This is a genomic window from Streptomyces albus subsp. albus, assembly GCF_000725885.1.
GTDB lineage: Bacteria > Actinomycetota > Actinomycetes > Streptomycetales > Streptomycetaceae > Streptomyces > Streptomyces albus.
On the sequence record NZ_JODR01000011.1, the window covers coordinates 141,873 to 166,914 of the forward strand.

Annotated in this window: 25 protein-coding genes; 16 read left to right on the plus strand and 9 right to left on the minus strand. The window is 70.5% G+C overall.

Features of this window, described 5'->3' with window-relative positions:
* Positions 1-175: 175 nt before the first annotated feature.
* Complete coding sequence (locus tag IO40_RS0114395; RefSeq protein WP_016472722.1) at positions 176-1,702, minus strand: peptide MFS transporter; 1,527 nt, start codon at positions 1,700-1,702, stop codon at positions 176-178.
* 325 nt (positions 1,703-2,027) lie between these two features.
* Here IO40_RS0114395 and IO40_RS0114400 point away from each other — a divergent pair, with 325 nt between their 5' ends.
* Both IO40_RS0114400 and IO40_RS0114405 read left to right on the plus strand, forming a co-directional pair.
* On the plus strand, positions 2,028-2,708 hold the full coding sequence (locus IO40_RS0114400; protein ID WP_016472723.1) for a response regulator transcription factor: 681 nt from the start codon (positions 2,028-2,030) through the stop codon (positions 2,706-2,708).
* Positions 2,709-2,722: 14 nt separating this feature from the next.
* Positions 2,723-4,012, plus strand: coding sequence for an ATP-binding protein (locus tag IO40_RS0114405; RefSeq protein WP_016472724.1), 1,290 nt, complete (start codon positions 2,723-2,725; stop codon positions 4,010-4,012).
* Here the strand turns inward: IO40_RS0114405 and IO40_RS34845 are convergent.
* Positions 3,929-4,570, minus strand: a complete 642-nt coding sequence (locus tag IO40_RS34845; RefSeq protein ID WP_016472725.1) for a GtrA family protein — start codon at positions 4,568-4,570, stop codon at positions 3,929-3,931. The genes IO40_RS0114405 and IO40_RS34845 overlap by 84 nt on opposite strands.
* A gap of 432 nt (positions 4,571-5,002) precedes the next feature.
* Here IO40_RS34845 and IO40_RS0114415 point away from each other — a divergent pair, with 432 nt between their 5' ends.
* The 9 genes from IO40_RS0114415 to IO40_RS0114450 all read left to right on the plus strand — a co-directional run bounded on the left by IO40_RS0114415 (position 5,003) and on the right by IO40_RS0114450 (position 14,183).
* Positions 5,003-6,145, plus strand: a complete 1,143-nt coding sequence (locus IO40_RS0114415) for a 5-(carboxyamino)imidazole ribonucleotide synthase (protein ID WP_030406381.1) — start codon at positions 5,003-5,005, stop codon at positions 6,143-6,145.
* A gap of 108 nt (positions 6,146-6,253) precedes the next feature.
* Positions 6,254-6,802: a 5-(carboxyamino)imidazole ribonucleotide mutase gene (gene purE / locus IO40_RS0114420; protein ID WP_016472727.1), complete on the plus strand. Its 549-nt coding sequence runs from the start codon at positions 6,254-6,256 to the stop codon at positions 6,800-6,802.
* Positions 6,799-7,998: a dipeptidase gene (locus IO40_RS0114425; protein WP_016472728.1), complete on the plus strand. Its 1,200-nt coding sequence runs from the start codon at positions 6,799-6,801 to the stop codon at positions 7,996-7,998. The genes purE and IO40_RS0114425 overlap by 4 nt, the downstream gene beginning before the upstream one ends.
* A gap of 168 nt (positions 7,999-8,166) precedes the next feature.
* On the plus strand, positions 8,167-11,445 hold the full coding sequence (locus tag IO40_RS0114430; RefSeq protein WP_031175523.1) for an amidohydrolase family protein: 3,279 nt from the start codon (positions 8,167-8,169) through the stop codon (positions 11,443-11,445).
* A 315-nt stretch (positions 11,446-11,760) separates the two neighbouring features.
* Entirely contained in the window at positions 11,761-11,970 is a 210-nt protein-coding gene (locus IO40_RS35865; RefSeq protein WP_016472730.1) for a hypothetical protein, read from the plus strand.
* Complete coding sequence (locus IO40_RS0114435) at positions 11,954-12,478, plus strand: DUF6879 family protein (protein ID WP_030406380.1); 525 nt, start codon at positions 11,954-11,956, stop codon at positions 12,476-12,478. The genes IO40_RS35865 and IO40_RS0114435 overlap by 17 nt, the downstream gene beginning before the upstream one ends.
* The gene (locus IO40_RS0114440) at positions 12,468-13,301 is read left to right on the plus strand and encodes a helix-turn-helix domain-containing protein (RefSeq protein ID WP_031175524.1); all 834 of its coding nucleotides are present in this window, start codon (positions 12,468-12,470) and stop codon (positions 13,299-13,301) included. The genes IO40_RS0114435 and IO40_RS0114440 overlap by 11 nt, the downstream gene beginning before the upstream one ends.
* Positions 13,302-13,854: 553 nt before the next feature.
* A complete protein-coding gene (locus tag IO40_RS39420; protein WP_258775798.1) occupies positions 13,855-13,989 on the plus strand; it encodes a hypothetical protein in 135 nt (44 codons plus the stop codon).
* Between the two features lie 5 nt (positions 13,990-13,994).
* Positions 13,995-14,183 carry a hypothetical protein gene (locus tag IO40_RS0114450; protein WP_016472734.1) on the plus strand — a complete coding sequence of 63 codons (189 nt, stop codon included), beginning with the start codon at positions 13,995-13,997 and terminating at the stop codon, positions 14,181-14,183.
* A 201-nt stretch (positions 14,184-14,384) separates the two neighbouring features.
* Here the strand turns inward: IO40_RS0114450 and IO40_RS0114455 are convergent, their stop codons facing one another.
* The 3 genes from IO40_RS0114455 to IO40_RS0114465 are packed head-to-tail and all read right to left on the minus strand — an operon-like array spanning position 14,385 to position 15,713.
* Positions 14,385-14,612 carry a DUF397 domain-containing protein gene (locus IO40_RS0114455; protein WP_016472735.1) on the minus strand — a complete coding sequence of 76 codons (228 nt, stop codon included), beginning with the start codon at positions 14,610-14,612 and terminating at the stop codon, positions 14,385-14,387.
* Complete coding sequence (locus tag IO40_RS0114460; protein ID WP_016472736.1) at positions 14,612-14,839, minus strand: DUF397 domain-containing protein; 228 nt, start codon at positions 14,837-14,839, stop codon at positions 14,612-14,614. The genes IO40_RS0114455 and IO40_RS0114460 overlap by 1 nt, the downstream gene beginning before the upstream one ends.
* Before the next feature lies 1 nt (position 14,840).
* Entirely contained in the window at positions 14,841-15,713 is an 873-nt protein-coding gene (locus tag IO40_RS0114465) for a helix-turn-helix domain-containing protein (RefSeq protein ID WP_031030386.1), read from the minus strand.
* 242 nt (positions 15,714-15,955) lie between these two features.
* On the opposite strand from IO40_RS0114465, the gene IO40_RS36970 reads away from it, so the two are divergent.
* Together IO40_RS36970 and IO40_RS0114480 are read left to right on the plus strand one after the other, a co-directional pair.
* Positions 15,956-16,435, plus strand: a complete 480-nt coding sequence (locus IO40_RS36970) for an ATP-binding protein (protein ID WP_016472738.1) — start codon at positions 15,956-15,958, stop codon at positions 16,433-16,435.
* Positions 16,436-16,903: 468 nt separating this feature from the next.
* A complete protein-coding gene (locus IO40_RS0114480; protein WP_016472740.1) occupies positions 16,904-17,185 on the plus strand; it encodes a hypothetical protein in 282 nt (93 codons plus the stop codon).
* Between the two features lie 261 nt (positions 17,186-17,446).
* On the opposite strand, the gene IO40_RS0114485 is transcribed toward IO40_RS0114480, so the two are convergent.
* Positions 17,447-18,619 carry an acyl-CoA dehydrogenase gene (locus tag IO40_RS0114485; protein ID WP_016472741.1) on the minus strand — a complete coding sequence of 391 codons (1,173 nt, stop codon included), beginning with the start codon at positions 18,617-18,619 and terminating at the stop codon, positions 17,447-17,449.
* A gap of 160 nt (positions 18,620-18,779) precedes the next feature.
* On the opposite strand from IO40_RS0114485, the gene IO40_RS0114490 reads away from it, so the two are divergent.
* Complete coding sequence (locus tag IO40_RS0114490) at positions 18,780-20,123, plus strand: UDP-glucose dehydrogenase family protein (protein ID WP_030406372.1); 1,344 nt, start codon at positions 18,780-18,782, stop codon at positions 20,121-20,123.
* Between the two features lie 155 nt (positions 20,124-20,278).
* Here the strand turns inward: IO40_RS0114490 and IO40_RS0114495 are convergent, their stop codons facing one another.
* Entirely contained in the window at positions 20,279-20,824 is a 546-nt protein-coding gene (locus tag IO40_RS0114495) for a CGNR zinc finger domain-containing protein (RefSeq protein ID WP_030406371.1), read from the minus strand.
* A gap of 99 nt (positions 20,825-20,923) precedes the next feature.
* On the opposite strand from IO40_RS0114495, the gene IO40_RS0114500 reads away from it, so the two are divergent.
* Positions 20,924-21,310 carry a VOC family protein gene (locus IO40_RS0114500; protein ID WP_016472744.1) on the plus strand — a complete coding sequence of 129 codons (387 nt, stop codon included), beginning with the start codon at positions 20,924-20,926 and terminating at the stop codon, positions 21,308-21,310.
* A 99-nt stretch (positions 21,311-21,409) separates the two neighbouring features.
* On the opposite strand, the gene IO40_RS0114505 is transcribed toward IO40_RS0114500, so the two are convergent.
* Positions 21,410-22,717, minus strand: a complete 1,308-nt coding sequence (locus IO40_RS0114505) for an LCP family protein (protein ID WP_016472745.1) — start codon at positions 22,715-22,717, stop codon at positions 21,410-21,412.
* A gap of 129 nt (positions 22,718-22,846) precedes the next feature.
* On the opposite strand from IO40_RS0114505, the gene IO40_RS0114510 reads away from it, so the two are divergent.
* The gene (locus IO40_RS0114510) at positions 22,847-23,383 is read left to right on the plus strand and encodes an acyl-CoA thioesterase (protein WP_030406370.1); all 537 of its coding nucleotides are present in this window, start codon (positions 22,847-22,849) and stop codon (positions 23,381-23,383) included.
* Positions 23,384-23,443: 60 nt separating this feature from the next.
* Here IO40_RS0114510 and IO40_RS0114515 read toward each other — a convergent pair whose 3' ends face one another.
* Positions 23,444-24,859, minus strand: a complete 1,416-nt coding sequence (locus IO40_RS0114515; protein WP_234315503.1) for an LCP family protein — start codon at positions 24,857-24,859, stop codon at positions 23,444-23,446.
* Positions 24,860-25,042: the final 183 nt, after the last annotated feature.

Consider the following 25,042-nt stretch of genomic DNA (forward strand, 5'->3'; position numbering starts at 1 on the left):
CAAGGCCGAGCGCCGGGCCGGGGCCGCCAAGGCCGAACGGCGGGCCGGGGCCACCAAGACGGAACCGCGCGGCGGCGGCGTCGGGACCACCGGCGCCGCACCGCGCGGCGGGAACGCGACGGCCCCCTTCCGTCCCGCGAGGGGGCGGAAGGGGGCCGGGTGAGTGCGCGGCGGGCTACTGCACCTCGCTCATGGTCGAGGTGATCTGGCGGCGGTACATGAAGACCGCGAAGCCCGCGAGCACGGCCAAGGCGGCCTCCACGGCGACGACCCCGGTGGTGCTCAGGTCGGCGCCGCCGATGGACAGCAGGCCGGTGATGCTGTCACCCGCGGTGACGGCCAGGAACCAGACGCCCATCAGCTGGCTGGCGTACTTGGCGGGGGCCAGTTTCGTGGTGACCGACAGGCCCACCGGCGAGAGGCACAGCTCGGCGACGGTGTGCATCAGGAAGATCAGCACCAGCCACAGCGGGCTCACCTTCGTACCGTCCGAGGCCATGCTCATCGGCAGGATGAAGACGAAGAAGGAGGCGCCCGTCATCACCAGCGCGAAGGCGAACTTCCCGGTGGTCGTCGGCTCCTTGCCGCGCCGGTTGAGCGCCAGCCACAGGGAGGCGAAGACCGGGGCGAGCAGGATGATGAACAGCGGGTTGATCGACTGGAACCAGGTCGAGGGGAAGTGCCAGCCCATGATCGACGTGGAGGTCTTGGCGTCGCCGAAGGCCTGCACCGTCGAGGCGCCCTGGTCGTAGATCATCCAGAAGATCGCGGCGGCGGCGAAGAACCAGATGTAGCCGGTCATCCGGCCCTGCTCGGCGCGGCTCAGCTCCTTGTCGCGCTTGATCCGCACCAGCATCCCGATCGGGATGATCAGGCCCAGCACGGTGAGCGGAACCATCGCCCAGTTGAGGGTGAAGGTGCCGGTGGCGACGACGACGCCGTAGAAGACCACGGCGACGACCAGCCACAGCAGCGACTTGCGCAGCATGGCCGACTTCTCCTGCGCCGACAGCGGCGAGGGGATCTGGCTGCTCCTGGGGTCCAGGTGGCGCGAGCCGAGCAGGAACTGGATCAGGCCGAGGGCCATGCCGACGGCGGCCAGCGCGAAGCCCAGGTGCCAGTTGTAGGTCTGGCCGACGGTGCCGATGATGAACGGCGCCACGAACGAGCCGGCGTTGATGCCCATGTAGAAGACGGTGAAGCCGCCGTCACGGCGCGGGTCGTCGGGCCCGTTGTACAGGTCGCCGACCATCTTGGAGATGTTGGCCTTGAGCAGGCCGGACCCGGTGGCGACCAGCGCCAGACCGATGAAGAACGGCCCCTCGCCGGGCAGGGCGAGCGTGAGGTGGCCGAGCATGATGATCCCGGCGCCGATGGCGACGGTCTTGCGGGGGCCCCACAGCCGGTCGCCGAACCAGCCGCCCGGCATGGTCAGCAGGTAGACCATGGCGTTGTAGACGGAGTAGATCGCCGTGGCGGTGGCCAGGTTCATGGCGAGACCGCCGCCCTGGCCGCCCGCACCGCCCTCGCCCGCGTCGGGGCCGCCGGCCACGAGGTAGACGACAAGCAGGGCGCGAAGGCCGTAGAAGCTGAACCGCTCCCACATCTCCGTCAGGAAGAGTGTGGCCAGACCTCGTGGGTGGCCGAAGAAGGTCTTGCCACCGGTGGTACCGGGGGCGTCCTTCGTCAGGCTGGGCGCCATATGCGTGTTCCTTGCCGTTGCGCTACGGGGGCCGCACTCTCCAGCGGCGCTGCTTGCGGGGCGGACCATCCCGTACACGGAAAAGGACCCCCGGCCGATGTTGCTGTGGCGCCAGGAGTCCTTGACGTTCACTACATGAGTGCATTCACCATAAGTCACCGGCGCGGGGAGCAGGGAAGGGCTTGTGACATACCTCGCAGGTGAAACAGGGAACCTTCCACGCCTTTCCTTGGTGGCGTGTCCACTTCACCTGTAGATCGTCAATGCCGTCCCGGGAGCACACCGTCTTCCCCTGGCGTTCCGCCACGCGGACTACCATCGGTGCATGACCCGTGTACTGCTCGCCGAGGATGACGCATCGATCTCGGAGCCCCTGGCCCGTGCCCTGCGCCGGGAGGGATACGAGGTCGAGGTCCGCGAGGACGGCCCCACCGCGCTCGACGCCGCACTGCGCGAGGGCATCGACCTGGTGGTGCTGGATCTCGGGCTGCCCGGCATGGACGGCCTGGAGGTGTGCCGGCGGCTGCGCAACGAGGGCCACACCTTCCCCGTCCTGGTGCTGACCGCGCGTGCCGACGAGGTGGACACCGTCGTCGGGCTGGACGCGGGCGCCGACGACTACGTCACCAAGCCGTTCCGCCTCGCCGAGCTGCTGGCCCGGGTGCGGGCGCTGCTGCGCCGCGGCACTCCCGCCGAGCCGGCCCAGCCCCCGGCCACCCACGGGGTGCGCATCGACGTCGAGTCCCACCGCGCCTGGATGGGCGACGAGGAGCTCCAGCTGACCGCCAAGGAGTTCGACCTGCTGCGGGTGCTGGTGCGGGACGCGGGCCGGGTGGTCACCCGCGACCAGCTGATGCGCGAGGTGTGGGACACCACCTGGTGGTCGTCCACCAAGACGCTCGACATGCACATCTCCTGGCTGCGCAAGAAGCTCGGCGACGACGCGGCCAACCCGCGCTACATCGCCACCGTGCGCGGTGTCGGGTTCCGCTTCGAGAAGAGCTAGGAAGACCCCCGCGCGTGCGCCGTCGGCTCATCCTGTCCACGCTCGCCGTCGTCCTCGTCGTCGTCGCGGTCTTCGGCATCTCCCTGGTGATCGTCGAGTCCCGCACCATCGAGAACAGCACCCGGGACAACGTCCGGGCCGAGGCGACCCGGCTCGTGTCCACCGTCGAGAGCCGGCTGATGGCGGGGGAGCGGGTGACCAAGGCGTCGATCGGGGTCACCGCCTCCAAGGACCGGTACGTGCGCTACATCCGGGTCGAGATGCCCGACCGCAAGACCATCGAGGTCGGCAGACGGCCCGCCGGCGAGGTCGTGGAGTCCCGGCAGACCGGGGCGCACGGCGAACGCGTCACCGTCCAGGCGTCCCGCTCGGAGGTGCGCGCGGAGGTCGGCCGCACCCTGCTGATCATCATGGCGGTGGCGCTGCTCGCGGTGATCGCCGCAGCCGCGCTCGCCGTCCGCCAGGCGCACCGGCTGGCCGCACCGCTGACGGACCTCGCCGAGACCGCCGAGCGCCTCGGTTCGGGCGATCCGCGCCCGCGGCACCGCCGCTACGGGGTGCCCGAGCTGGACCGGGTCGCCGATGTGCTGGACGCCAGCGCGGACCGCATCGGGCGGATGCTCACCGCCGAGCGGCGACTGGCGGCCGACGCCTCGCACCAGCTGCGCACCCCGCTGACCGCGCTGTCCATGCGGCTGGAGGAGATCATCGCGACCTCCGAGGGCGAGGCGCCGGAGGACCGGGCCGTGGTCAAGGAGGAGGCCACCATCGCGCTCGCCCAGGTCGAGCGGCTGACCGACGTGGTGCAGCGGCTGCTGACCAATTCCCGCGACCCGCGGACGGGCTCGGCCGTCGGCTTCGATCTGGACGAGGTCGTCAAACAGCAGATCGAGGAGTGGAAGCCCGCCTACCGCAGCGCGGGACGGGCCCTGGTCCGCTCGGGCAAGACGGGACTCCGCGCCGTGGGCACCCCGGGGGCGGTGGCGCAGGTGCTGGCCACCTTGATCGAGAACTCGCTGATGCACGGCGACGGCACGGTCGCGCTGCGTACCCGGGTCACCGGCAACCAGGTCGTGGTGGAGGTCACCGACGAGGGGCCGGGTGTGGACGAGGCGCTGGGCTCCCGGGTGTTCGAGCGGACGGTCAGCGGCCACAACTCCACCGGGCTCGGGCTGGCCGTCGCCCGGGATCTGGCGGAGGCGGACGGTGGCCGGCTGGAGCTACTTCAGCAGTTGCCGCCGGTCTTCGCGCTGTTCCTCAGCCGCGACGCCGCCGACCTCGACGCGGCCGGCACCACTGCCTGAGACACCGCCTGAGACGCTGCCCGAGACACCGCCTGAGACGCTGCCCGGGAGGGGGCCCTCGGCGCCCGGGCCGGCGCCGTCCCCGTCCGCGTCGTCCGCCTCGTCCCGCCGCGGCGCACGCTCCGTCCGCTCGTCCTGCTGCTGTCCCACGCGGAAGACCCACGTGCGGTACGCCCAGAAGCGGAAGAGGGTGCCCAGGCACAGGCCGATGACGTTCTTGGCGACGTTGTCGGCGAGCGGCGAGGTGTAGCCGAGGCCGTAGTGGGACAGGGCGAGGATGCCGTTCTCCAGGACCAGGCCGATACCGCTGAAGAAGAAGAACAGCATCGTCTCGCGGTGGATGCGGTTCTTGTCGATGTGCCGGTAGGTCCAGTAACGGTTGCCCAGGTAGTTGGTGCCGATGGCGACGACCTGGGAGATCACGCCGGAGCGGATGGGCGCGAGCTGGAAGCTGTGGATGCACAGGTTGAAGATCGCCACATTGACGAGGAAGCCCAGCGCGCCGACCGCGCCGAACTTCACCAGCTCGCCCACCAGGCGTTCCAGTCTCGGGCGCATAGCGCGCCTCTCACCCATAGTGATGCTTCGGCCCCGTTCCGGTCGGCGTCAGAGGCTGCCCCATGCTAACCAGCCTCATGGGGGGCCCCGGGCGCGAACGGCAGGGCCGCGGCTCGGGGCCGGCTTCGCATCGTCTCACCGCCGCGGGGACTTCGCACACCCGAGGGCGGCGGTCCGGTACGCGGGCGGCGGGAAGTCCGCTGGTCGGCCCGGTGGCGGGGCGGGACGTGACATCGACGACAGACCGCAAGGCGCCGCTCCCGCGCTCCGGAGCGCGGTGGCCACCCCCGGCGCACGGCCCAACCGGGGCGAGCCGGGCGAGCCGGGCGAGCCGGGCGCGGAGGATGCCGGGGCCGGGCCGGGGCGGCAGGGGCGGGCGGGGGCCCGTGACGCGCCCCGTACCCTGGTGGCGTGACGTTCCCGGTAGTCGGCATGGTCGGCGGGGGCCAGCTCGCTCGTATGACCCACGAGGCGGGCATCCCGCTCGGCATCAAGTTCAAGCTCCTTTCCGATACTCCGCAGGACTCGGCCGCACAGGTCGTCAACGACGTCGTCGTCGGCGACTATCGCGATCTGGACACGCTGCGGCGCTTCGCGCAGGGCTGCGATGTGATCACCTTCGATCACGAGCACGTCCCGACCGAGCACCTTCGTGCGCTCGAAGCGGACGGCATCCCGGTGCGCCCCGGTCCGGACGCGCTCGTGCACGCGCAGGACAAGGGCGTCATGCGGGCCCGGCTGGGCGAGCTGGGCATCCCCGCGCCGCGCAACCGCATCGTCAGCTCACCGGCCGACGTCGCCGCCTTCGCGGCCGAGGGCCCCGCGGCCGGCGACGGTGACGGATTCCCCGTCGTCCTCAAGACCGTGCGCGGCGGCTACGACGGCAAGGGCGTGTGGGTGGTGCGCGGCGCCGACGACCCGGCCGCCGCCGAACCCTTCAAGGCGGGCGTGCCCGTGCTCGCCGAGGAGAAGGTGGACTTCGCCCGCGAGCTGGCCGCCAACGTCGTACGGTCCCCGCACGGCCAGGCCGTCGCCTACCCCGTCGTGGAGTCCGTCCAGGTGGACGGCGTCTGCGACACCGTGATCGCCCCCGCGCCCGGGCTCGCCGAGGACGCCGCCGTGCATGCCCAGGAACTCGCGCTGCGGATCGCGCACGAACTGGGCGTCGTCGGCCATCTGGCGGTCGAGCTGTTCGAGACCCGGGACGGCGAGGTGCTGGTCAACGAACTGGCCATGCGCCCCCACAACTCCGGCCACTGGACGCAGGACGGCGCGGTCACCTCCCAGTTCGCCAACCACCTGCGGGCCGTCCTCGACCTGCCGCTGGGCGACCCGCGCTGCCGGGCGCCGTGGACGGTGATGGGCAACGTGCTGGGCGGCGACTACCCCGACATGTACTCCGCCTATCTGCACTGCATGGCCCGCGACCCCCAGCTGAAGATCCACATGTACGGCAAGACGGTGAAGCCCGGCCGCAAGGTGGGGCACGTCAACGTCTGCGGTGACGATCTCGCCGACGTACGGGAGCGGGCCGCGCACGCCGCCGGGTATCTGCGCGGCACCATCACCGAGTGACCCCGCCTCCCGTACGGGGGCAGCCCGTGCGGAAGGCCGGGTGCCGTACGGGAGCCGCGGAGTGAGTACGGCCCCGGGAACCGAGAGCCCCACAACCAAGGAGCCGCATTGAGCACTGTCACCCCCCAGGTGGGGATCGTCATGGGGTCCGACTCGGACTGGCCCGTCATGGAGGAGGCGGCCAAGGTGCTCGCCGAGTTCGAGGTGCCCTACGAGGTCGATGTCGTCTCCGCGCACCGGATGCCCCGCGAGATGCTCGCCTACGGCGAGGACGCCGCCGACCGCGGCCTCAAGGCGATCATCGCGGGCGCGGGCGGCGCCGCCCACCTGCCGGGCATGCTCGCCTCGGTCACCCCGCTGCCCGTCATCGGGGTGCCCGTGCCGCTCAAGTACCTGGACGGCATGGACTCGCTGCTGTCCATCGTGCAGATGCCCGCGGGGGTTCCCGTGGCCACCGTGTCCGTCGGCGGCGCCCGCAACGCCGGACTGCTGGCCGCCCGGATGCTCGCCGCCCACGACGACGAGCTGCGCGCCCGGATGCGCGACTTCCAGCAGGAGCTGAACGCGCAGGCCACCGAGAAGGGCAAGCGGCTGCGCGCCAAGGCGGCCGGCGAGACCGGGTTCGGCTTCGGCGGCCAGGCGGGAGGCGGACGATGACGCGGAAGACCAGCCCGAATCTGGAGCGGGCCCGTGCCCTGCTGGTCGAACACCCCGTCGTGGACGGCCACAACGACCTGCCGTGGGCGCTGCGCGAACAGGCCCGCTACGACCTCGACAAGCTCGACATCGCCCGGGACCAGAGCGCCACCCTCCACACCGACCTGGCCCGGCTGCGGGCCGGCGGCGTCGGCGCCCAGTTCTGGTCCGTCTACGTCTCCGGCGAGCTGACCGGCGACGCCGCGGTGAGCGCCACCCTGGAGCAGATCGACGCCGTCCGGCTGCTGGCCGAGCGGTACCCCGACGACCTCCAGCTCGCGTTCACCGCGCAGGACGTGGAGGCCGCGCACGCCCAGCGGCGGATCGCCTCGCTGATGGGTGCCGAGGGCGGCCACTCCATCGACAACTCCCTCGCCACGCTGCGCGCCCTGTACCGCCTCGGCGTGCGCTACATGACGCTCACCCACAACAACTCCCTCGACTGGGCGGACTCGGCCACCGACGAGCCGCGCGCCGGCGGGCTGTCCCGCTTCGGTGAGGAAGTCGTCCGCGAGATGAACCGGCTGGGCATGCTCGTGGACCTCTCGCACGTCGCGGCCGAGACGATGCGGGACGCGCTGCGCGTCACCGAGGCGCCTGTGATCTTCTCGCACTCCTCGGCCCGCGCCGTGTGCGACCACCCGCGCAACATCCCCGACGACGTGCTCGCCCAGCTCCCCGCCAACGGGGGCGTGGCCATGGCCACCTTCGTCCCGAAGTTCATCCTGCCCGAGGCGGTGGCCTGGACCCGGGCGGCCGACGAGAACATGCGCGAACACGGGCTCGACCCCCTGGATCTGGGCGAGGAGGCCCGGCGGGTGCAGCGCGAGTTCGAGGCGGCCAACCCGCGGCCCGTCCCCGACGCCGGTACGGTCGCCGACCACCTCGACCATATGCGCGAGGTCGCGGGCATCGACCACATCGGCCTCGGCGGCGACTACGACGGCACCCCCTTCACCCCGGCCCAGCTGGAGGACGTCGCCGGCTACCCCCACCTGGTCGCCGAACTGCTCGACCGCAAGTGGTCGGAGGCGGACCTGGCGAAGCTCACCTGGTCCAACGCGGTCCGCGTGCTGCGCGAGGCCGAGGAGGTGGCCCGCACCCTCCAGCTGCGGCGCGGCCCCTCGATCGCCACCATCGACCAGCTCGACGGCTGACGCGTCACCACGCTCCGGCTCGACGACTGACGCGAAGTCAACCTTCCGGCTTACGGCGGAACTCGGGCAGCGGGCCCCCGGACGGCGTGGCGGTCACCGCCTCCTTGACGTCGCCCCTGGGGGCCCGCGAGCATCAGCGGGCCCACTCCTTGCGTCCAGGGAGGACCGTTGGCCACCTCGGAACCGTCCGGCTCGCCCACCGCTTCCGCCCCCGACACCCCCACCGTCTCCGAAGCCGAGCGCGGCAGCCTCGCCCGGCGCACCCTCCTCCAGGTCTCGGCCGCGGCGGGCGGCGCCCTCCCCGTCGGCGCCGCCGCCCCGGCCGCGCCCGCCACGGCGGCCCCCGCACCGGCCGCCGCACCCGGAGCGGCACAGGCCGCAGCCCGCTCGCGCACCGTCACCTTCTCCGCCGCCACCAACGGCGCAGCCACCCTCGTGCCCGGCGCACGCCGGCTCATCGCGGAGATGCAGAACACCCTCTGGTCCATCCCCCGCAACGGGGGCAAGGCCCGCCCCCTCAGCGTCCCCGGACTGGAGCCCACCCGGCCCGTCCTCGCCCCCGACGGCAAGACGCTGGCCGTGTGCGCCTACCACGGCGGCGGCTTCCACATCTGGACGCTGCGCCCCGACGGTTCCGCGCTCACCCAGCGCACCGACGGGCCGTGGGACGACCGCGGCCCCGCCTGGTCGCCCGACGGCACCCGGATCGCCTTCGCCTCCGAACGCCGCGGCGACCCGGTGGCCGGCAGCCCCTACCGCATCTGGGTGCTCGACCTGCGCACCGGCAAGCTGATGCGGCTGACCGGGAACGACGACCAGGACGGCCCCCTCCAGGACGGCGCCTGGGAGGACTTCGACCCCGCCTGGTCCGTCGACGGCGAGCGCGTGCTGTGCGTACGCGGCGGCGTCGTCAAGGGGGAGAGCGGCCCCACCCTCGTCTCCCGCACCCTCGTGTCCGTCGCCGCCGACGGCAGCGGCGACGTACGGACCGAACACGAGGACAAGACCAAGGGCGTCTCCTTGATGACGCCCGCCGTCTCCCCGTCCGGGAAGATCGCCTACCTGCGCACCACCCCGGCACCCGCGGCGTCCTGCACCCTGGTCGTGGACGGCGAGGCCGTGCCCGTCGAAGGCGATCTGGCGCCGGTGCCGCCCCGCTGGGCGGACCGCGAGACCCTGCTGCTGAACATCTCCGGCACCTTCCGGCTGCTGCGCCCGAACCGGCCCCAGACCACCGAACGCATCCCGTTCACCGCCGAACTGGCCACCACCCGGCCCCGCTACCACGTCAAGGACTACGGCTTCGAGGCCCCCGGACGCCACCGGGTGCGCGGCGTGCAGCAGCCCGTCCTCTCCCCGGACGGCGAACACGTCGCCTTCGTCGCCCTCAACACCCTCTGGCTGGCCCGCACCGACGGCCACGGCCGGCCCCGCCCGCTCGTACGGGCCCGCGCGACCCGCTACGTGTGCGCGCCCTCCTTCACCCGGGACGGCAAAGCGCTGCTCTACAGCGACGACCGGGACGGGCTGCTGGCCGTCCGCAGACACGAGCTGTCCACCGGCAAGGACCGGCAACTGGCCGACGGCGGCCGGGTCTTCGGCACCCTCTCACCCGACGGCAGCCGGCTCGCCTGCCTCGACATGGCCGGCAACCTGGTCGTCAAGGACCTCGCCGGCGGCCGTGAACGTGTCCTGGCCGCGCCCATGGGCGGTGGCGGCATCCCCGGCCCGCCCAGCTGGTCACCCGACGGCAGCCGCATCGCCCTGTGCGACCGCAACCGGCTCAACCAGCGGTTCCGCGAGGGCTACAACCTCATCCGCGTCGTCGACGCCGACAGCGGCGAGGACGCCCTGCACCCGCTCGCCGAACACGCCTCCCTCGCCGACCGCTACGCCTCCGGGCCCGTCTGGTCACCCGACGGCCGCTGGATGGCGGCCGTCTGCGAATCGGCGCTGTGGGTCCTGCCCGTCGCCGAGGACGGCAGCCCCGCGGGCAAGGCTCGCAGGCTCACCGACGAGAGCGCCGACCACCCCTCCTGGTCCGGCGACTCGCGCACCCTGCTGTACCTGTCCGCCGGCACCCTGCGGCGCGTGCCCGTCACCGGGGGGAAGCCCCGCACCGTACGCCTGGAGCTGTCCTGGCGGCGGCCCGCCCCCAAGGAGACCGTCGTCCACGCCGGACGGCTGTGGGACGGCACCGGACCCGGCGTCCGCGAGGACGTGGACATCGTGCTGCGCGACGGGCGCATCACCGAGATCGCCCCGCACCGCGGCGGGCGCCGTGCCCAGCGCCGCGTCGACGCCTCCGGGCTGACGGTGCTGCCCGGCCTGTGGGACACCCACACCCACCCCTGGCAGACCACCTACGGCGGCCGGCAGACCGTCACCCAGCTCGCCTACGGCATCACCACCGCCGTCTCCTTCGGCGGCTTCGCATACGAACAGGCCCGGCTGCGCGAGGCCGTGGCCTCCGGAGCCCTGGCCGGCCCCCGGCTGCTGGCCACCGGCGAACTGCTCGACGGCTCCCGCGTCGCCTACAGCATGGGCAGGGCCCACCGCACCCGGAAGGGCCTGCGCCGCTCACTGGAGCGCGGCGGCGCCCTCGACTGGGACTTCGTCAAGACATACGTGAGGGCCCCGGCGGACGCCATGCGCGAGGCCGCCGCCTACGCCCACGAGAAACTGGGCGTCCGCTCCGGCAGCCACCTGTGCACCCCCGGCATCCAGATCGGCCAGGACCTGACGACCCACCTCCAGGCCACCCAGCGGCTGGAGTTCGGCCACGCCACCACCGCCACCGGGCACGCCTACGAGGACGTCATCGGCATCTACACCACCCCGGGCGACTTCCACCTGGTGGCCACCCCCTTCCCCGCCTCCCCGCTGCTGGGCGCCGACCCTGGGCTGGCCGACGACGAACGGGTGCGGCGGCTGATGCCGCCGTGGGACGTCCAGGCCGTCCGCGAACTGGCCGCCCGCCCGCCCACCGACGACGAACTGGCCACACTCGACACCGAGACGGCCGTCTACCGCCGGGTCCTCGCCGCAGGCGGCACCGTCGCCCTGGGCACCGACCAGCCCCTGGTACCCGTCGGCCTCCACCTCCACCTGGCGCTGCGGGCCCTCCACCGGGCCGGCCTCGCCCCGCACGAGGCGCTGCGCACGGCGACGCTGCTGCCCGCCCGCGTCTTCGGCCTGGACAAACAGCTCGGCACCGTCGAAGAGGGCAAGCTGGCCGACCTCACCCTGGTGGACGGCGACCCGCTGAGCGACTTCGACACCCTCGTCAACACGGTCACCACCATCCGCGGCGGCGTACCGTACGAGCAGCGCGACCTGCTGGACGCCTGGTCCGGCACGCAGTCCCACCCCCAGGGCGCCGCCGCCCACTGGCACCACGTCAGCCGCCAGCAACGCCGCGACGGCTGCTGCGACCTGGGCCACTGACCCACCAAGGGGCCGCCACCTTTCCGGGGTGCCGGCCCCTTGGGGCCGCTGGCCCCCCGCGCGGTGAAAGACAGTGCGCACTGCACGGGCGGGGACCGCCGCTGTCACCACGCCGGCCACATGGACCGAGCCCTGGAAAGGCCTCGCTGCGGCAGGTTCCGCGCCATCACGATGGGCCGGACACTCTTCGCGGTGTACCTTCCGTGATCGCCTACCCGACAACGCGAATATGGGCGATGTGCCATGGACCGGAGCCCGGGATCGTCCTACCGTCCTCACTGTGGCAGGGATCGTCTCTGCGGCCGAGGGGGAACCATGGCGCGTGAGGAACTGACTCGCCTTACCGGCAACGTCGGTGGTCCTGACTGTGACGACGACGATTGCCCGAATGTCTACCGGACCGCGAGCGGTTCGTTCGTCTTCCAGGGCAGCGTGTCCGACGCGTTCGCCCCACCCGCCGGGGAAGGATTGGTGGAGATTCCCGAGCACGTTCTGAGGGAGGCCATTCGTGCTCTTGGATGGTGAGGAATGGCGCCGGTTCTTCGACGCCTTCGAGCATGAAGCATGGCGGTTCGAGACGCAGCCCACGTACACCATTCCCAAGGAGCAGGCCAATGTGGCCCGGTTCCTGCGTGGTGAGGACAAGCCTGCCGACCACAATGCCCTTTGGCATGAACGCGTTCGCGGATACGTCGAGTCCGGAAAGCGCATCGGCCGTGTCCGCATCGTGCGCCGACCCCTTACCGACTATCAGCGGTACCAATTCGCCTGGGGAATCCCAGGAAACATCGCGGCAGGGGAAGACATCAGGATCCTGGATGTGACGCGAGACACCTTCGGATTGCCGCTTTCGGGCCGCGACTGGTGGATGTTCGACGACTCCCGCATCGCGCACCTGAACTTCCGTCCGGATGGAACCCAGATCAATCGTGAATCGTATGAAGGGGATACCGCGCCGTATCGGGAGTGGAAGCGGCTCGCTCTGGAGCACGCAGTGCCTTTCGAGGAGTACGTGAAGGCCCTTGACGCTTGACCCCGGCCGGCTGGGTCAGGCGAAGGCCGACCTGGCAGAAACGCTCCGCAGCATGCGTCGGCGAGCCGGGCGGACTCAGGTCTGGCTCGCTCTTCGCTGCAATATTTCCCAGACCAAGCTGAGCAACATCGAGACCGGGCGAGTCACCCCCGGTCTTGTTGACGTCGAGTTGATCCTCAAGGCTCTCGACGCGCCTCCGGAACTCGCCACACAAGTCGCCGCCCTCGCGCGCCTAGCAAGTACGGAGTGGCAAGGCAAGCGTGCGTCTTGGCGCAGGGGGCTGGAGAAACGGCAAGCAGAGCTGGCCGGTCTCGAACGGGAAGCCACCACACTTCGCTACTTCCTGCCGGCGATGGTGACGGGGCTGCTGGCCACGCCTGAATACATCAGGGCCGGCCTCAGTCACTCCCCGGTGGACACCAGCAAGACGGTCGCAAGGAAGCTGGAGCGACAAGCAGTCCTCTACGACAGCGCTAAACACTTCACGTTCCTGCTGACGGAACAAGCTGTCAGGTGGGCCGTGGTCCCGCGCGCGGCGATGGCCGTCCAGATGGATCGGATCGCCTCGATCTCCCACCTGCCCAATGTGCGTATCGGGGTCATCCCGACAGGAACGGTTGTCAGTCGTGGTCCGATGAACACTTTCACCGTGTACGACCAGCGATTGGCAACCGTCGAGACGTTTACCGGGCGTATCGTTTTTCAGGACGCCATAGATATCGCTGAGCATCTTGAAGTGTTCTGCGCGTACGAGAGCCATGCATTTTTCGGCGATGAAATGAGAGCGCTACTCGCAGAGTGGGCCGCAGACTGCCGCGCCTGATCACTTACCCGACAACGCTGATAATGGGAGGGTCCTGCCCTGCCCCGGGGCAGCATCGAATCCGAAGGATCGCGGGGAGGCAGTCGGAATGATGAACGGTCCGAGTTCGGCAGAAAGGCGCCTGGGCGCTCCCGCCGTACGCCGCTCTCGAAGGGTGCGTCGGCATGAGCGAGCCGAGTACCTGTCCGGGTGGGTCCGTAGGGCTACCGCTGAGCACGGACCGTGAACCGGCGCCGGTTCCCGGTCGCGCGGGGTGCGCGGAGCTGGCAAACGTGCGGAATCGGCGCGGGTGGGCGGTGACTGGCCCAGCGTGACTGACTGCAACGTCTTTGTCCGACCGTGTTGGCCCGGCCCGAGCACGGCGGAGGAAATGGGTGGTGCCGGCGGAGTCGGTGACGCGGGCTTGAGTGTCCCGGCGTGCCAGCTGCCGAGTTGATGGGAAGCCGCAGGTCCCGGCCGCTCAGCACAAGAAGGGCGGGCGGCCGGGGTGGTTGTCGACGGCGCGGGTTGCATCCGTGCCGTCTCGGTGCTCAACCGGAAGGAGCGCGTGAGAATGGGTAAGAAGAACGAGGACGAGTGGGACCCGTACGCCAATCAGGACCAGGTGACTGATCCCGACACTCGTGTCTCTCAGAACGGGGACGTCCACAGCAGCATGGCGGACGACGAGGACCGCGAAGGGAAGTAAAGCCCGTGATCCACGGTGAGAACCTGGCGAAGGACCTGCGGCGTGATCACGGTTTCGTCCACGTCGGACGCACCAGGGACGGCAACGCCGTGGTCATGCGCAAGGGCAAGCGGTGGACCGTGGTCCCCCTGCGGTGGCTCACCGAAGAGGCCGTCAGCACCATCAAGGCCCAGGCCGGGGTCAGCCTCGTGTGAGTCCCGCAGACGGAGGAACGCCCCTGCCGGAAGGGGCAGGGGCGCTCCTTGGCTGAAATCTTCCGCCCCGACCTGGACGAACGGCCCGGGGCGGCCCCGGACGGGCCGGAATGATCACCGTTCGGCTCCGGCGGCGGGACAGGGGGAAACCCGCCGAGCCTTCGAGGTGATGACCCGGCGGGGTCTGCCTGGTTGCCGGGCTTATCGGTCGAACTCGCCGTCTCGGGCTCCGTTGACGAACGCCTGCCATTCGGCCGCCGTGTACCGCAGTACGGTCCCCTCGGGGTCTGAGGGGTTCCGCAGCGCCTTCGCGCCGCCCGGGAGATCGGCCACCTCGATCCGGTTGTCCGGATCGCTGCCCGGCGCGCTCTTCCAGACGACGTTGCTGAGGTCGAGTCCGTACAGGTCAGCCTTCTGGCGTGCTTCCATCAGGATTCGAACTCGCCCCGGGCTGCGGCGGACACGAAGAGCTGCCAGGCTGCGCGAGAGACCCGCGCGGCGGGGAGGTGAGGGTTCTTGGAGTCGCGGACAGCGGTGCCGTCCGTGTTCGGGATGTCGGCGACCTCGACGCACTGGCCGTTGCCGGCTGTGTAGCTGCTCTTGCGCCACGTCGCGCCGGAGAGGTCGGCCGCGTACAGGTCGGTCATGATGCTCATTTCAATCCCGCTCTTTCTCGATACGGTCAACCAACTCGATGCTAGCCTCTTCGGTCATCGCTGCGCTCGTCAGGTTTCGGAAGAGGCGACTGAGCTGCCTCAACGCGAGCTTGTCGTCCCGAAAATGGGACGTGTTGTCAGCGGACTCGGTGAAGGCGGCGTCTATGTCCGCATCCTTCCCGCTGCTGAATAGAGTGAACGCGCCGGTGGTAGCGGCCTTCTCCCCTGCGCTGAACGGGAGGACTCGCAAGGAGACGTTGTCCAGCTCGGCAACTTCCTTCAACCTGCGCAGCTGCGCCCGCATCACGTCGTCACCACCGACGTTGAAGCGCAGCGCTGCCTCGGTGACCATGGCTTCGAGGTTCAGCGGGGCGTCATCACGAAGTCGCGCTTGGCGCCCCATCCGAACTTCGACCAGACCTTCAACCTGATCCGGACCGAGTGCTGTGAAGCTCACGCCCGTCACAGCGTGGGCGTACTCCGCGGTCTGCAACAGGCCCGGGATCAAGATGGGCTGGTACTCGAAGCAGCTCGCTGCTTCCGCCTCGTACGCCAGGAACTCGGCGTAGTTCGCAGAGATCACATCGTTGTAGGCGTGCCACCACGGAGGTACGCGCTGCCTGCCTCGGACCATCAGCTCGCGGAGTTCGTGGTACTTCTCCCGGTCGACATCGAAGAAGTCCATCAGGGCCTCGAAGTCCCGCTCGGTGCAGGCCCGCTTGCCCAGCTCCAGCCGACTGATCTTCGAGTTGTGGCAGTTGAGATGCGCACCAACCTCTTCGGTGGTCTTCCCTGCGTTGTCACGAAGAAGCCGCAGCTCTTGTCCGAGCCTGCGTCGGGCCGCGAGCGGACTACCGCTTTGGACGACGGACACGTTCCCAACTCCCCTCTCTCCGCCCGGTCGAGAGTACAGGCCGACGGGTTCAAGCTCTCCTGTTGCACGGATGCCGTAACCCTGCCGAGCGGAAGTTTGGCAGATTGCCATGCAGTGGCTTGACGGGAGAACCGGCGGAGCCGAATGATGCCGACTGTGACGCAGCGCGCTCAAGGCGTGACTCGCGGTCCACTCGGCATGCGCGACCGAGCGTGCGCCGACCAGCTCTGGAGGTTCCAGGCATGAACGTCGCAGCTCAGCCCCCACGTACCGACTACCAACACTCATGGCCGTTACTGGCGGCCCGCCACGACATCGGTGAGTGGCGGCACAAGGTCGGCATAGCTGCCCGGGCTCTCGGGGCTGACCACGACGCTGTCCATGTGGCACGCCTCGGCGTGACAGAACTGCTCGGCAACGTGTGCAAGCACGTGGCGGAGCCTCAATGTCAGCTCGTCGTCGCGGTGGAGGGCGAGGTGCTGTGCGTACGGCTCTTCGACCGGTCGCACGAGGCGCCGCGTGTGACGACCCCGGACCACCTCGCGGAGTCGGGCCGCGGCCTGTGGCTGTTGCGGGAGCTGGCCTTCGACATCGGCTACACGCTCACGACAGGAGGGAAGTGGGTGTGGCTTCATTGCGCCCTGAACGCCGGTACAGCGGTCAGCCGCGCCGCACATGGCTGCGACCTGGGGTCCTCGTCCACGACCCCAAGCCGGAGATGATCGCCGTCGTTGAGGAAGTCGAGGGGTTCCGGGTGAAGTTGCGCCGCCCCAGCGGCATGTCCTGGACGGCCGAGCGAACCCGCCTGCGCCCCGCCACCGCGTACGAACACCGGCAGTTCCGCGCCCTGGCCGCCCTCCAGCGACTGAGACAGAAGGGACTTGCGTGCCCGGACCCCGGGGCCGGACGGCTCTCTCCCGGCTCGGCCGGGCGGTGACCCGTCAAGGAGATGAAATACGCGTGGCGCCACTGACCGTGAAGGGGACCACCATGCGGGCGCACCGGCGAACTCCAGGAGGCTGAGAAGCGGCTGACGGACCGCCCCGGAAGATCACGGTTCGGTCTCGGGGGCAACGGCCCGTGAACTCGCTGGCCGGTACCGGCATCTCACTCCGGCGCAACGGCGAGAAGAAGCCCCTTCCGCCCCGTTCAGTGACAGGTGCGTGTTCCGCGCCATTGAGGAGACTTGTATGCGCAAGAAGTTTTCGAATGCGGCAGTCGTCGTGGCCGGAGTCGTGGCCTTCGCCGGCCTCGGCACCACCGCGGCCACGGCCGCGACGACGGTGTCGCAGGTGACCGCCTCGTCCGCGACGACGCAGGCGGCCAACGACAACTACGACACCTACAAGGTCGGCACCCTGGAGATGTGCAAGCAGATCGGCGCGGCCATCTCCGGGCCGGGCAAGGAGTACGCCGGCTACTCCTGCTGGCTGGACGAGAACGACGAGTGGTGGATCGACCTGAAGAGGTGACCGGCGGACCCACGGAGCGGGCCGAAGCCGCCTGATCCGACCCACGCGAGCAGCCCCCGGCGCGATGCCGGGGGCTGCTGTGCTTGTGCGGGTCAGGTGACAGTGCGGTGCCGTGCCCGGTCGAGTGTCACCCCAGGGGCTCCCCAGCAGGTGCCCGGGAACACTTCGGAGCACCCCGGGACGGGACGGCCGCGAACGGACCGGAAGCCGGCCACAGCACCCATGGCCGCCCGAGCCAGCCGCTGAGCTGCGAAAACCCTGCTACGGCAGGTTCCGTGCCATCACGATGCGCTGGACCTGGTTCGTGCCCTCGTAGATCTGGGTGATCTTCGCGTCGCGCATCATCCGTTCCACCGGGTAGTCGCGGGTGTAGCCGTAGCCGCCCAGGAGTTGCACCGCGTCGGTGGTGATCTCCATGGCGGCGTCGGAGGCGTAGCACTTCGCGGCGGCGCCGAAGAAGGTCAGGTCCTCCTTGGCGCCGTCGCCGCCCTCGAAGACGCGCTCGGAGCGGGCGGCTGCCGCGTAGGTGAGCTGGCGGGCGGCCTCGATCTTCATGGCCATGTCGGCGAGCATGAACTGGACGCCCTGGAAGTCGCCGATCGGCTTGCCGAACTGCTTGCGTTCGGCCACGTAGCCCTTGGCGTAGTCGAGCGCGCCCTGGGCGATGCCGAGGGCCTGGGCCGCGATGGTGATGCGGGTGTGGTCGAGGGTCTTCATCGCGGTGGCGAATCCGGTGCCCTCCGCGCCGATCATGCGGTCGGCGGGGATGCGCACGTTGTCGAGGTACACCTCGCGGGTGGGCGAGCCCTTGATGCCGAGCTTCTTCTCGGGGGCGCCGAAGGAGACTCCCTCGTCGCCCTTCTCCACGACGAACGCGGAGATGCCCTTGGTGCGCTTGTCGGGGTCGGTGACGGCCATCACCGTGTAGTACTCCGAGACCCCGGCGTTGGTGATCCAGCGCTTGACGCCGTTGAGCACCCAGTGGTCGCCGTCGCGTACCGCCCGGGTCTTCATGCCGCCCGCGTCGGAGCCGGCGTCCGGCTCGGACAGGCAGTAGGAGAACATCGCGTCGCCCTTGGCCAGCGGGCCCAGGTAGCGCTTCTTGAGCTCCTCGGAGCCTGAGAGCATCACCGGCAGGGAGCCCAGTTTGTTGACCGCCGGGATGAGGGAGGAGGAGCCGCACACCCGGGCGACCTCCTCGATGACGATGACGGTGGCCAGCGCGTCGGCGCCCGCGCCGCCGTACTGCTCCGGTACGTGCACGGCGTGCAGGTCGTTGGCGACGAGCGCGTCCAGTGCCTCCTGCGGGAAGCGGGACTCCTCGTCCACCGCTGCGGCATGCGGAGCGATCTTCGCCTCGGCGAGCGCGCGCACCGAGTCGCGGAGCATCTCGTGCTCCTCGGACGGCCGGTAGAGGTCGAAATCAGACGCCAAGGTGTCTCACTCCTTTGAGAGCCTGCCGGGGCACTGCTAATTACCGTTAAGTAACCCGAATTTTAGTGGCCGCGACCTCCGCCGGGGTACGTGAGGTTCACGACAAAGGCGTCCCCGTTATGCTCGCGGGCAGCGTTCAGCCGTCACAAGGAGCACCTCTATGGCCTCGCCCAAGATCACCGTGATCGGTCTCGGCTACCTCGGCGCCACCCACGCCGCCGCCATGGCCGAGCTCGGCTTCGAGGTGCTGGGGCTGGACGTCGTCCCGGAGAAGATGCGCAAGCTGGAACAGGGCCACGCCCCCATGTTCGAGCCCGGGCTCGAAGAGCTGCTGCGCTCCCACGTCGCCGGCGTCGAGGGCTCCTCCGGGCGGCTGCGCTTCACCGACTCCTGGGAGGAGATCGGCGCCTTCGGTGACGTGCACTTCGTGTGCGTCAACACCCCACAGAAGCACGGGGAGTACGGCTGCGACATGAGCTATGTCGACAGTGCCGTCGAATCCCTCGCCCCGCACCTGCACGGACCCGCTCTCGTGGTGGGCAAGTCCACCGTCCCCGTCGGCAGCGCCGCACGGCTCGCCGCCCGCATCGCGGAGCTGGCCCCCGCCGGTGCCGAGGCCGAACTGGCGTGGAACCCCGAGTTCCTGCGTGAGGGCTTCGCGGTGCAGGACACGCTGCACCCGGACCGCATCGTGGTGGGCGTCGCCGGGCCGCGCGGCGAGGCACTGCTGCGCGAGGTGTACGCGACGCCCGTCGCGGAGGGCACGCCCTTCCTGGTCACGGACTTCCCCACGGCGGAACTGGTCAAGACCGCGGCCAACTCCTTCCTCGCCACCAAGATCTCGTTCATCAACGCCATGGCCGAGATCTGCGAGGCCGCCGACGGTGACGTCGTGAAGCTCGCCGAGGCCATCGGGCACGACGACCGCATCGGCCGCAAGTTCCTCCGCGCCGGGATCGGGTTCGGCGGTGGCTGCCTGCCCAAGGACCTGCGCGCGTTCATGGCCCGCGCGGGCGAGCTCGGCGCCTCCGAGGCGCTGACGTTCCTGCGGGAGATCGACTCCATCAACATGCGGCGGCGCGCGCAGATGGTCGAGATGGCGCGTGAGGCGCTGGGCGGCGCACTGCTGGGCAAGCGCATCGCCGTGCTGGGCGCCACGTTCAAGCCGGACTCCGACGACGTACGGGACTCGCCCGCGCTCAACGTCGCCGGCCAGCTGCACCTCCAGGGTGCGCAGGTGACGGTGTACGACCCCAAGGGCATGGAGAACGCCCGTGCCGTCTTCCCCACTCTCGGTTACGCCGACTCGGCCCTGGACGCCGTCCGCGGCGCCGATGTCGTGCTGCACCTGACGGAGTGGGCGGAGTTCAAGGAACTGGACCCCGCCGCCCTCGGTGACGTCGCGTCCTCCCGGCACATCCTGGACGGGCGCAACACGCTGGACCCGGTGCCGTGGCGGAAGGCCGGCTGGACCTTCCGCGCGCTGGGGCGCCCCACGCTCTGAACCGTCCGGTGTTCTGAACCGCCCGGCGCCGGCCGCCCGGCGTACGTCGTACGGGGGCTACCGTCCGCCGTCGGCCGTTCGGGGTACGTCGCCCGGGCGCCGACCGTCCGGCGCCCCCCGTCTGCTGCACTCGTCCGCCGCCCCGGAGGCCCGGCTCAGGGGGCGCGACGGGCCCGGTAGGTGCGCATTTTCGCCCGGCTGCCGCAGACGGCCATGCTGCACCAGCGGCTGCGGCCGGCCGGGCTGCGGTCGTAGTAGACCCACTGGCAGGTGTGGGCCTCGCACGCCTTGAGACGCTGCCAGGTGCCGTCGGCCGCCGCGGCTGCGACACCCGCGGCGAGCCGGGCGGTGAGGGCCGGCAGCCCGGTGAGCCCGGGAGCGGGGTGCAGCCCGGCCTCGCCCTGTGGGCCGATCCGCAAGGTGAGCGGCGCTTCGCCCAGGTGCCGGGCTAGGGCCTCGGCCGCCTCGGGCGGTACCGGTGCACCCGTGTGGGCGAGGCACGCGGCCCGCAGCGCCTCCCGCAGCTCCCGCAGGCCCGCCAGGTCGTGTTTGTCGAGCCGTAGCGCGGTCAACCCGTGGTCGTGGCTGAAACGCTCCAGGTCGTCCGCCGTGCGCAGGCGGTCGGTGCCGGACTCGATGTCCAGGGTGTTGGCCAACTCCTGCACCAGAAGGAGTGATTCCGGTGCCTTTCTGTCTCCCACTGTTGCCACGTTACCGGCGGACCCGCATCATGAGGTAACCGACGCGGTTACCGGTTACCGCTCGCAAGAGGTAACGCACGCGCGACGAGAGGATGCACGATGGCCGTCCCCACGATGGGCGTGGTCGTACTCGACTGCCCGGACACCCGGCGTCTCGCCGACTTCTACGCCCGCATGCTCGGCTGGAAGATCGACGAGGCGAGGAGCGACAGCTCGTGGACGGAGGTGGTGGACGAGGAGGGGCGCCGGCGGCTGGCCTTCCAGGAGGCGCCCGGTTTCGTACCGCCCGAGTGGCCCAGCGCGGAGCACTCGCAGCAGTTCCATCTGGACCTGGACGTGCCGCCGGCCCGCATCGAGGAGGCGGAGCGCGAGGTGCTGGAGCTGGGCGCGCGCCTGGTGCAGGACGACGGCGACGGTGCTCGCAGCTTCCGCGTCTACGCCGACCCGGCGGGCCATCCGTTCTGTCTGTGCCTGGTGGACCGCTGAGCTCAGCGACGCCCCGGCGGGGTGGGCAAACGCCTGTGGCCGGACCCGTGACGGGTCCGGCCACAGTGGCTGACGGCGGGTGCTCGGGCGGCGGCTGCCTCAGCGGTCCGAGGTGACGGTCACCTTCTCGTCGTTGTTGAGCTGGTCGACGAGCTGCTTGACCTTGGCCTTGTCCCACTGGAGGTTCCCGTTGGGCGCAGTGCCGGCGATGGGCATGTTCATGGACTTGCCGTCACCGCCGGAGACGCCCTTCATGGCCCAGAACATCGAGGCGACGTTCCACAGGCTCATGTCCTTGTCGACCTTGAGGGTGTCCAGGCCGGCGCCCATCGTCGGGTAGAGCTTGAACGGGTTGAGGACGGTGCTGGGGGTGGCGGCCTGGTTGGCCAGCGCGGACAGGAACTTCTGCTGGTTCTTGGTGCGGTCCAGGTCGCTGCCGGGCAGTGCGTAGCGGGTGCGGACGAAGGCGAGGGCCTGGCGGCCGTCGAGCGTCTGCTTGCCCTTCTTGAAGTCGGCGCCGGACTTGTTGTCCTTGATGTCGCGCGGGATGTCCATCTCGACACCGCCGACCGCGTCCACGATCTTCGCGAAGCCGCCGAAGCCGATCTCCGCGTAGTGGTCGATCTTGAGGCCGGTGTTGTGCTCGACCGTGCGGACGAGCAGCGCGGGACCGTCCTCGGCGTAGGTCGCGTTGATCTTCGTACGGCGGCCCTGGGCCGGGTAGTGCTTGCCGGACTCCGAACCGGTGTAGGAAGGAACCTCGACGTCCGAGTCGCGCGGCAGGGAGATCATCGTGTTCCCGTTGTCGCCGACGTGCAGGATCATGATCGAGTCGGTCCGGCCCTGATCGGTGGGGCCGCCCGTGTGCAGTTCCTTCCGGTCCTCGGCGGTCATGCCCTCACGGCTGTCCGAGCCGACGATCAGATAATTGGTGCCGTCCCCGCCCTCCGGGCGGTCCTCGACGATGCTGAGGTCCACCTCCCGGCGCAGCTTGGAGTCGGCCCAGAAATAGGTGCCGACCGACCACGCCAGAACGACCACCACAAGGGTGATCAGCCCCCATTTGAACCGGCGCCGCCAGTCCGGGCGCGGCCCCGCGCCGCGCTGCGGGGCACCGGTGCCGCCCCGGCCGCCGCCGTAGACCTGGCCCTCGCTGTAGCCGGAGTCGTAACCGCCGGGCGGCTGTCCGTGACCGGCGTCGTAACCGTCCCGGCCCTGGCCGCGTCCGTATCCGGGGTCGTAGTTGCTGCCGTGCTGCGAACCCTGGCCCGGGCCCCGCGTCTGCGGGGGTACGCCGGGGGCCGAGGTGTGCGGCATGACACGGGTGGGGTCGGGGCGGGGCGCGCCGCGGCCACGACCCTCCCGGCCCCGCGAGCTGTCGGTCCAACCGTCGGGCCACTGATTCATGCATCGCAGTGTGCCTGCACTCGGGTGGAGGAACACAGGGCGGGTACCACTTCGGGGTCTTCCTGTAGCGATTCTGATGCAGAATGCCGCGCTCTGAGCGGGTTCTCCCTGACGCATATGGTGGGGCGCATGACCGATCAGCCGCAGACGGCGCACAGTGAGCTTCCGGGCAAGCCGACGTCCGCCTCCCGCACGACCCTGTCCCACATCATGACGGGGAGCGAGACGAATCTGTACGGGACCGTGCACGGCGGCGTGATCATGAAACTGGCCGACGACGCGGCGGGCGCCGTGGCCGGGCGCCATTCGGGCGGCCCGGCGGTGACCGCCTCCATGGACGAGATGGTCTTCCTGGAGCCGGTCAGGGTGGGCGACCTCGTTCATGTGAAGGCCCAGGTCAACTGGACGGGGCGGACCTCCATGGAGATCGGCGTCCGAGTGCTGGCCGAGCGCTGGAACGAGTCGACGCCGGCCACCCACGTCGGCTCGGCGTACCTCGTCTTCGCCGCGATCGACGAGAGCGGCAAGCCCCGGCCGGTGCCGCCGGTGATACCGGAGACGGAGCAGGACCGGCGCCGCTACCAGGAGGCGCAGATCCGCCGCACCCACCGGCTGGCCCGCCGCCGCGCCATCAGGGACCTGCGGGCCAGCCGCGTCGCGCGGTGACGGCCCTGCGGGAGCGACTGCCCCGCGCACTGTCCCGGCACGGCGGCGGCCCCGGCGGGGTCAGCCGCAGTCGGCCTCGTCGCCGCGCAGGGGCGCCTCGGTGGGGCTGTCCGGGTCGGGGGCGAGGACCTTGCGCACCTTCTGGTCGGGGTCGCCGATCGTGACCGTCATCCGGGGGCCGTGGTCGGCCTTCTTCACCAGGCGGGCGCCGGGCAGGGCGGCGGCCAGTGAGCGGGCCGACCGGTCCCAGCCGGGGTCGTAGGTGACGGTGGTGCGGCCGTCGTCGCGGTGCGGCGCGTTGCGGGCGGTGCCGGTGGTGGCGAAGCCGGTCTTGTGCAGGTCCCGGTCGACACGGGCGCCCAGCCCCTGGCGTCCGGTGGCGTTGGCGACCTCCACCCGGACGGACCGCGGATCGACCTCCACCTGTGGCGGGCCGCCCTTGGAGGGCTCCGCGGGCCCGGACAGCGGCCGGTCCTCGCGGAGCGACGCGAAGAGCTTCCGGGCCCTGGGGCGGTCCCAGGTGACGGTCGAGCCGAGGCCCGGCACCCGGTGGTCGGTGTCGGCCAGCGGGACGGAGGCGAACTCCGAGGAGGCCGGCTCGAACCCGCGCATGGCCTTCCCGAGATCCATCATCTGCTCCGTGCCGAAGCCCCGGTCGGCACGGACGGACTCCAGCAGGGTGGAGGCCACCTTGTTGAAGCGCACCGGGTTCATCAGCACCCCGGTGTCGGTGGCCCGGTTGATCACCGAGGCGAGGAACCGCTGCTGCCGCTTCATCCGGCTCAGGTCGGAGCCGCCGTCCAGGTGCCGGGCCCGGACGTACTGGAGGGCCTGGCCGCCGTCGAGCTTGGTGGTGCCCTTGGGCAGGTCGAGACCGGAGTAGCTGTCCTTGAGCGGTTCCTCCGTGCACACGGGGACGCCGCCGAGCACGTCGACGGTGTTCATGAAGGTCGTGAAGTCGATCTCCAGATAGTGGTCCACGTGCACATCGGTGAGGGATTCGACGGTGCGTACGGTCAGCCCGGGGCCGCCGGCGGTGTACGCCGCGTTCAGCTTCGCCGGCCGGCCCGGTACCCGTTTGCCGGTGGCGCGGTCCTTGTGGGGCGGCAGCTCGGTGTACGTGTCGCGGGGCAGACTGACGACGGTGGCCCGGTCGCGGTCGGCCGACAGGTGGACGAGCAGCATCGTGTCGGTGCAGTCGCAGGCGGTGCCGCCCAGGTTGTACCGCTTCTTCTGCTCCTTGGAGAGCCCGTCGCGGCGGTCGGTCCCCACGACGAGGAAGTTGACGCCGTTGTCGCCCCCGGGCCGCTCCGTCAGCCCTCCGAAGGGGTCCACCCGGCGTACGTCCGCGCTCAGCCCCGTGACCATCGCGTGTCCGACACCGCCCGCGGCCAGCAGCAGCACCGAGGTGGCCGTGGCGATCCGCAGGCCCCACCGGGGCCTGCCCTTGCTGGGGGAGGGGGCGCTTCGAGGCAAGGTGGCCACCTTCCGCAGAGAGAAATGAACAGGAGAGGTACTGTCGGTGACGCGTGAGCAACGGAGAGTCCCCACACTGTATGCCGGTACGATCTCCGGATCGTGCGTACACGCCGTCCCTTCCCGCGGCGGAGCCCGCTGAGGCGCGGGCGTGCGGACCGTTCCCCCGATCGCGGTAACGTG